This window comes from Chlorogloeopsis sp. ULAP02 (genome assembly GCF_038404745.2).
Classification (GTDB): domain Bacteria; phylum Cyanobacteriota; class Cyanobacteriia; order Cyanobacteriales; family Nostocaceae; genus Chlorogloeopsis.
Genome location: NZ_JAYKTT020000008.1, coordinates 1 through 7,439, shown reverse-complemented (window position 1 = coordinate 7,439; position 7,439 = coordinate 1). Strand labels below are relative to the sequence as shown.

The 7,439-nt window shown below is 38.2% G+C and carries 9 protein-coding genes; 7 read left to right on the top strand and 2 right to left on the bottom strand.

Going from position 1 to position 7,439, the window contains the following annotated elements; translation table 11 throughout:
* Nucleotides 1–367: 367 nt before the first annotated feature.
* From holA to U2718_RS05975, 3 genes are all read left to right on the top strand, one after another.
* Complete coding sequence (gene holA, locus U2718_RS05985; protein ID WP_341996873.1) at nucleotides 368–1,321, top strand: DNA polymerase III subunit delta; 954 nt, start codon at nucleotides 368–370, stop codon at nucleotides 1,319–1,321.
* Nucleotides 1,318–2,130 (top strand): AAA family ATPase, encoded by an 813-nt coding sequence (locus tag U2718_RS05980; protein ID WP_016877446.1) that lies wholly within the window; start codon nucleotides 1,318–1,320, stop codon nucleotides 2,128–2,130. Before holA ends, U2718_RS05980 begins: the two co-directional genes overlap by 4 nt.
* Before the next feature lie 72 nt (nucleotides 2,131–2,202).
* Nucleotides 2,203–2,853: a hypothetical protein gene (locus U2718_RS05975; protein ID WP_341996870.1), complete on the top strand. Its 651-nt coding sequence runs from the start codon at nucleotides 2,203–2,205 to the stop codon at nucleotides 2,851–2,853.
* A 91-nt stretch (nucleotides 2,854–2,944) separates the two neighbouring features.
* Here the strand turns inward: U2718_RS05975 and U2718_RS05970 are convergent, their stop codons facing one another.
* Nucleotides 2,945–4,063, bottom strand: coding sequence for a hypothetical protein (locus tag U2718_RS05970; RefSeq protein ID WP_341996868.1), 1,119 nt, complete (start codon nucleotides 4,061–4,063; stop codon nucleotides 2,945–2,947).
* A gap of 56 nt (nucleotides 4,064–4,119) precedes the next feature.
* Here U2718_RS05970 and ssb point away from each other — a divergent pair, with 56 nt between their 5' ends.
* From ssb to U2718_RS05950, 4 genes are all read left to right on the top strand, one after another.
* Nucleotides 4,120–4,503 (top strand): single-stranded DNA-binding protein, encoded by a 384-nt coding sequence (gene ssb / locus U2718_RS05965; protein WP_016877449.1) that lies wholly within the window; start codon nucleotides 4,120–4,122, stop codon nucleotides 4,501–4,503.
* Between the two features lie 84 nt (nucleotides 4,504–4,587).
* Complete coding sequence (locus tag U2718_RS05960) at nucleotides 4,588–5,004, top strand: hypothetical protein (protein ID WP_016877450.1); 417 nt, start codon at nucleotides 4,588–4,590, stop codon at nucleotides 5,002–5,004.
* A gap of 158 nt (nucleotides 5,005–5,162) precedes the next feature.
* Entirely contained in the window at nucleotides 5,163–5,939 is a 777-nt protein-coding gene (locus U2718_RS05955) for a ParA family protein (protein WP_341996863.1), read from the top strand.
* Nucleotides 5,940–5,941: 2 nt separating this feature from the next.
* Complete coding sequence (locus U2718_RS05950; protein ID WP_341996861.1) at nucleotides 5,942–6,886, top strand: ParB/RepB/Spo0J family partition protein; 945 nt, start codon at nucleotides 5,942–5,944, stop codon at nucleotides 6,884–6,886.
* A gap of 89 nt (nucleotides 6,887–6,975) precedes the next feature.
* Here the strand turns inward: U2718_RS05950 and U2718_RS05945 are convergent.
* Nucleotides 6,976–7,439, bottom strand: a 464-nt coding sequence (locus tag U2718_RS05945; RefSeq protein ID WP_411813236.1) for a hypothetical protein, incomplete at its 5' end; no start/stop codon positions are given.

The window sequence follows — 7,439 nt, the reverse complement described above, 5'->3', positions numbered from 1 at the left end:
TATATAGCTAGAACAAAAGAGTACGTGTATAGGTGAGATTAATGATGTTCGGATCTTCGCACCAACTGAGGATATTGAAATGCTACTAGAGCGAGGGTGCAACCTGTCAAAAATTCCCTACCATAGAGAATTGTAGCGTATTGAACTAAGTGTGCGCCTTTGTTGCTCGGTAGGGATAATGGGGTAATTGTCCTCTTAAATACCTTAATCATGGAGTATAAATAAGTCCATTTAAACAATTTGGCTGCCCCTCTTTTTTACTTTAAATTTAAAACCAAGATAAATATTATTAGCTATCGCTAAATTGATTTATCACTACTTACTGGCTAACGCAATCTCCATAACGAAATTCACATGTATATTGCCCATGCCAGTAAAATTAATTTATGGGGAAGATACCTATTCAATATCAAAAAGGGTAGAACAATTAATCAAAGATGTTACTACTCAAGAATGGGAGATATTCAACTATATCCAAGTTGATTGTAAGACGGTAGCAATACCCCAGATAATAACAGAGGTAATGATAATTCCTTTGGGCGAGGGAGGAAAGATTGTCCATATTACAGATGGGACAATATTCAATAAATACTCGGATGAAGTAATTTCTTCTCTCGAAGAAAATCTTTCCAAAATACCCAAACAAAACCTACTTTTAATTACCTCAAAAAACAAACCAGATGGCAGAAGTAAAGCCGTTAAAATACTACTCCAGTACGCAGAGGTTGAAGCATTTCCCCCGATCACCAGTTGGGATAAACAAGGAATAGAAAAACTAATTCAAACAGCAGTAAAAACCTATTCCCTAGAACTTACTCCCACTGCCACAAGCTATCTTGTAGAGGCAATTGGCAACAATACTACACGGCTTGATAGAGAACTCGCCAAGCTTGCTATCTACGCTCAAGGAGAAAAACTAAAGTTAGAAGATGTACAAGCCCTAGTTAGCAACAACAATACTAACTGTACCGAACTTGCCCACGCCATCAAAAATGGTAAAGCAGATGCAGCAGCGCAAATACTCCACCGCCTGGTGGGTAACAACGAACACCCTCTCAAAATCATCGCCAATCTCATAGCTTATTTCCGTACCTGGCTTGTTACCAAAACAGGGGTAGAAGGAAAACTGCCCGATAACAAAATCTCAACACTTGCTGAACTAACCAACCCCAAAAGGCTGTATTTCCTCAAAAAGGAAGTCGAAACCGTAAGTGCTGCCAAACTTAAACAAAGCCTAGTAGCACTTATTCAAGTTGAGGGCGAACTCAAAACTGGAATTGACAACTTTACTCCTAGCATCATCAAAATCTGCAATCTATGAATAATTTATTCACTGAAATTATCGGGCAGCATACCGCAAAACTTATTTTGAGTAGTGCGATCGCAAGCGGTAAGACTGCACCAGCCTACCTATTTACTAGTACTACCGAGGGAGTAGGTAAAACTAAAACTGCTCTTGTGTTTGCCTCCTATATCTCGGCATCCACAGACTTGTTGCAAATACATCCCCAAGGAGATAATTCCAGGATTGGTGTAGAACAGGTACGGGAAATCATCACCTTCGTTTCAACCTCCCCAATCGAGGGTGAGCGAAAAGTTGTAATTGTACATGAGTGCGATAGCATCACACCCGCCGCCGCCAATGCCTTGCTCAAAACTTTAGAAGAACCGGGAAAGAGCGTATTTATCCTTATCACATCCCGACCTCAAAATATACTAGCTACTATTAAAAGTAGGTGTCAAATAGTACCTTTTAGTCAACTATTTACTGATGAAGTAAAAACTATCTTGGAGAGCCAGAAAATCAGCCTGCATCAGGACATACTCAAAGTTTGTTTTGGAAGCCCTGGTCATGCGATCGCATTCCACAAGCTGTTAAATTCCATACCTGAAAGCATACTCGACAAGCTGCAAGTACCTCCACTAGACATAATAACAGCCCTGGAGGTAAGTAATTGGATAAGCAAGCAGGATAAACAAACTCAAGCTTTATTACTTACCTACTTGCAGACAAGCTGGTGGAAAAAGACCAAAAATACAGGAAGCCTTGTCAAATTCAATCAAGCAAGAAAGCAGCTTTGCTTTTTAGTGTCACCTAGAAATATCTGGGATACGTTACTCATGCCCTAAAAAAATACTGCTACACATAATAAGCCGTCAGTTAATTACTACTAACTGGCGGCTTTTTATATGGAGGTTAAAATGCAACAACAAACCCTTTTTGATATTGCACAAACCATCAAAAATAGTAAGTCGAAAGGAGAGAAAATACTAACTCCTAACCTTCAAAAAATGCTCAAAGTTTTAGCCAGTATGGGGATGGATAGAAAGGTATTCGCCTGTTTATTAGAAATAGCGGAAGTTGATGTGCAGCTAGTAAAGTATTTAGCTGGCCCAATAATTACTGGTGGACGAGAATGGAGGGATGCTATTCCCACTTGGGTATGGCAAGCAATAGCAATCGACAGATTAGATACAATCCTTGAAGAAGTAGATAAAGGAGAAACGGGTAAACTTGCTACGCCAAGTGAAGTGCTTGCTGTAATGATGCCAATCACATTTGAAGTTCCGCTATCTTGGGAGTGGAATAATGTATATCTTTGGGCAAGTCATACCACCCTTATCAAGCACAAACCATTCCCAAATTATGATTACGAAAATTTATGGAAAATCATTGGTACAACCCCTATTGATTATAAACAAATCCAACACGATTATGAGACTCTCGCCAGCGATATCCGCACTCGTGTCATCAAAAATGTAAGTAGTGAGTGGGGTAAAAGGCTCAAACAAAAACCACACAAAAAGGTAAATACCTTAAAAGAAATCAACGCACAATTATCACTTTTTTAAATAGCAACTACTGGGTAGGCAGCGATAGCTGTGAAACCATGAATGAATAAGTGAAATCAGAATTATTTTTATAATCCTGATTTTTCTTTATTTATAATTCCGCAGCATCTTTCTTACCTCGGTTGTAGAAAGGCATCAAACTAGAAAAAGCCTTACACAAAAACCAATTTTTGCCCTCAGCCCATTCCTCAATCCCTGAAGCAGTAATGAAATAACCAATTCTATAAGTAGCAATCGCCAAATTTGATTGAAAAGTAACAGTAGAGCGAATAGTAACTGGAATAGACATTATCTCATCCAACCGACTTGCATTATATTCTTTACCTACAAATAAGTAATAAACAACCCTTTGAACTAATCTTGATACCAGTTCTGAACGGTCAGTGCATTTTTCAATATAAGGTTTGCATTGGAAATAATCAGCAGGCAAACGTTGGTATTTTCTATCAAACTCTTCCCTTTCAATTTCATCTAAATCATCATATTCATTATCAACTTCATCATCAATATCGCTAGTGTCCATAATAAATTCACCCAAAGCCGCCAGTTTAAAGCTAAGGTAATTTAGCAACATTCCCCACTTTAAGCTATCTTTTTCTTCAATACCAGTAAAATATATTTCATCACCAAACTTAAGGTTATCGCCAAATTGATGCTTATCTAAAATCTCAAAACTTTCGTATACTAATCTACGAGCAAAATATTGATCGCTGGAGTTGACAAATATCCCCTTCAATTCTGCATCTATAAGATGCATCGCAATCACTACAAGTGCGTAAAAAGAAGCATCATATAAACAATTGACGTGAGGGATAATATAATGACTCAAACGGAGTAAAATCATCTCATCCCAAGCACCAATTCGAGCAGTATTAGATACCTTCCTAAAATGTTCAATATCGGGGGTAGCAAAAGACCTATCTTGCCATTCAGAATTATCTACAAGCAAGGGTGATGAATAATCAACAGGGAGATTTCTTTGTTGGTTTTCATCATCCTGCATCCACATTAGCGCCAGTAAAACCAACTTGCACTCTACCAACCTTACTTGAAGAGGTCGCATCAAGTCTATTTCTAATTTGAATGTTTCCATAACTGATAAAAATTCGATACATACATATATACTTCCTGTAGCCACAAATTTTATACCCATAGATAAACAAAATCCTAGACAAATTATGGGTAGCCCTACCCAGTTACCAACAACCACAGACTAACAGGTGCTTACGCAAATAGGGATTTGAAGTATTAGAAAATTAAAATCCTATGAGCGAGTATCTCAATCGCATCACATTAGTTGGTAGGGCAGGACAAGAACCGGAAGTCCGCTACTTCGAGAGTGGGGCTGTCAAAGCATCTATTTCAGTTGCAGTGCGGCCTCCCTATAAAAGTGAAACTCCACTTTGGTTTGACCTTACCGCCTGGGGAGCAACCGCAGAGGTAATTGCAAATTATGTCAAAAAGGGAACCCAAATTGCTGTATTAGGCGAATTTAGCTTCGATAGGTGGACGGATAAAAATTCAGGAACTATGAGGTCTAAACCTGTAGTAACTGTCCAAAAAATCGAACTGTTAAGCTCTCCTCGCAGTGAAGATAAATCTTCCTTAGAAGACAAACAAACTGCGAACATAGCTAACGCAAATTTCTAAAAGAATTTTGCATTCAAAAATAGCCCTTAGTAGAAAGTTCTTGCTTGGGGGCATTGTTCGATTAGTAAATAGGAACACTATAAAATGATAGAAACCAATTTGACATTAACAATCGAAAATATTAATGAGACCCATGACAGAGAAGGTTCACTCATTTGTCATGGGGTAGCTAGTTTTAGTTATCGGGGTAAAGACGGCATGGTAGTAGATGAAATCCCCTATCGTGCTAAAGGTACTCCTGCTGTAGATATAAAAGGGAGTGGGGAAAACTGCCAAGGGATAGCTAACGGGTACATCGATTTACAAATTAACGAACAGGAAAACTATAAAGAAAAAGTAGCTACCCTCGTAATTAGAGGATTTATCCCCACCGGAAAAACCCTCCAAGAATTAGCACATTTTGGAGCTACACAAGAAAAATCTCCTGATTTCGCACAAGATCTGGAGGAGAATATTTCCAGTGAAAATAACAATAATCTAGGTGATGAACCTCCTTTTTAAAGTGGATACTAATATGAATACTTAAGTATCCACTTTAAGAATTAAGAATAATGTCATTATGAGTCGGTATAGAGACTCATATTGGCATTATTTTTTTACTCTTTATTAAGAAGACTTTGATAGAATCACTTCAAATGAGTTAAAAAACACCCTTGAAAATGCCAAAAAAGAACACTAAAATAATTGCCGCATTCAACCAGTCTGGTGGAGCTGGTAAGACTACCACAGTTCATAATATTGGGTATCATCTTGCTCAAAAACACCGAGTCTTGCTTATAGATATGGACCCACAAGCAAGTCTGACAACCTTTATGGGAATAGAACCCAAGGAGCTAAAAGATGAGCAGACAATATATGCTGCTATCACCGAACGCGGGCCGCTATACATTTGGCACCAACCTATCCATAATATGTATCTTGTACCCAGCAATAATGCTCTAACCGGAGCTGAAATCGAACTAGGACGCGATATCACAACTGACGCTCGACAAAAACTCAAGTTTGCACTTGAACCAATAGTCGGCGAATATGATTACATCTTAATTGATTGCCCTCCCTCACTGGGATATCTAAGCATTATGAGTGTAATGGCAGCTACCCACATCCTGATACCAGTACAGACAGAATATAAGTGCTATGCTGCTACAGAACAATTGCTAACAACAATTGCCCGTCTTAAGAAAGGAGGACATAAAGATTTACAAATCGCAGCTTTTATCCCAACCCAATATGACAAACGCACCCTTCAACAATCAGGTATCCTCGAAGCCATTAAAAAACAAATCGAAGGACGGGCGCACATAACTACACCCATTCCCAATTCGATAGACTTTCCAAGTGCATCACAAGCACATCTCCCGCTTGCTCTGTGGAAGAAAAATCACCCAGCAGTTAGTATCTTAGAAGAAATCGCAAATTACCTTATAAAACTATAAATATGACTAAACAAGTTGAACTCAAAGCATACGATAAAAACGCACTCGATGATTTATTTAGTGGCGCTAGCCAAGAAGATTCAGACAACAAAAACACTACTACCCTCTCAATAGATTCAATTATCCTTCCCCCATCACAACCCCGTCGGTACTTTGATCCGCAAAAAATTCAATCTCTTGCAGAAAATATTAAAGAAAATGGGTTGCTTTCCCCTATTGTAGTTAGATCCACAAGTAGTAACGAATTTGAACTAGTTGCTGGTGAACGTCGCCTGCGAGCAAGCAAACTAGCCGGACTAGAAAAAATTCCCGTCAATATAATCGACTGCGATGAGAATGCTGCTGTTCGCATCCGCTTGGTCGAAAACCTCCAACGCGAAGACCTCAACGCTTATGAGGAAACCATTGGCATTCTCGAACTACTCGCAGCTATTTTGAATCTTGACCAAAAGAATATAGTTTATCTTCTAAACAGAATGCTAGATGAGGAAAAAAATAAAGTTCCCCAAAACGTTTTGGGGAGCGATGAAAGTCTTACCATACAAGACTTGTTCTCTAAATTTGGCAAAATTACCTGGCAATCGTTTGTCACAACGCGCCTACCTTTACTTAAACTACCAAGCGATATCCAGGATGTCCTCATAAGAGGGCAGTTAGAATATACCAAAGCCCATGCGATCGCACGGGTAAAGAATGAACAAGCGAGGGAGAAAATAATAAAGCAGGCGATTGATGAAGGATTGTCACTATCGCAGATAAAAGAGATAGTAGAGGATGTTCTAGAAGCAGGTAAAACAGATAAAGAAGAAACCCCTTTTCAACAGCTAGCATCAAGAGGAAAAAATGTACAAGGACTATTAAAAAAACACAGGAAACTTCTAGAAAATGACAAAAAGATAACAAATAAAATCAATCGTCTGTTAGCACAGATAGAAGAACTATTCTGAAACAGAGAACCTAAAATAAAGAAGCAAGGGAGATAATAATCATCCCTCCTTTACCTTAAAACATACAAAAAGCATCCTAATTCCCCTACTTATCTAGCTTTGTATTTCTCTTTAATACTTTTAATCGTACTCTCAGTTAGCTCAACGTCTTGAACTTTCCCTTGAGATTGATAGAGGTTCTTCGCTTTTTGTAAATCGAATATACTCGCTTTGTATTTATTGAGACAATCTTGAACTAGTCCCCTTACTGCGTAACCTTGAGCGTTATTTGGATCGAGTTTCAATCCCTGGTTAAGGTAAGATAACGCTTTTGTACATACTTCAATTCTATTACCATCAATATCAACGCCGAACAACTTATTAGCTAAAATTTTTTCACTATAATCCACAAAGTCTTGTGCTGTTATAAGCTTAGGAGGTTCTTCAATTTTAGATGAGCGGAAAAAGTAGGGTAAGCCAATCATTAACCCTAATATAGGCACTACAAATATATATGTAATAGGGTTAAACAAAACAAAATAATGATGTATCTTTTGGTATTTATTGAACATGA

Excerpts from the sequence above, each read along its gene's own strand:
- ssb (WP_016877449.1), top strand. The coding sequence starts at position 4,120 with ATGAGCGAGTATCTCAATCGCATCACATTAGTTGGTAGGGCAGGACAA.
- U2718_RS05960 (WP_016877450.1), top strand. The coding sequence starts at position 4,588 with ATGATAGAAACCAATTTGACATTAACAATCGAAAATATTAATGAGACC.
- U2718_RS05955 (WP_341996863.1), top strand. The coding sequence starts at position 5,163 with ATGCCAAAAAAGAACACTAAAATAATTGCCGCATTCAACCAGTCTGGT.
- U2718_RS05950 (WP_341996861.1), top strand. The coding sequence starts at position 5,942 with ATGACTAAACAAGTTGAACTCAAAGCATACGATAAAAACGCACTCGAT.
- U2718_RS05975 (WP_341996870.1), top strand. The coding sequence starts at position 2,203 with ATGCAACAACAAACCCTTTTTGATATTGCACAAACCATCAAAAATAGT.
- holA (WP_341996873.1), top strand. The coding sequence starts at position 368 with ATGCCAGTAAAATTAATTTATGGGGAAGATACCTATTCAATATCAAAA.
- U2718_RS05980 (WP_016877446.1), top strand. The coding sequence starts at position 1,318 with ATGAATAATTTATTCACTGAAATTATCGGGCAGCATACCGCAAAACTT.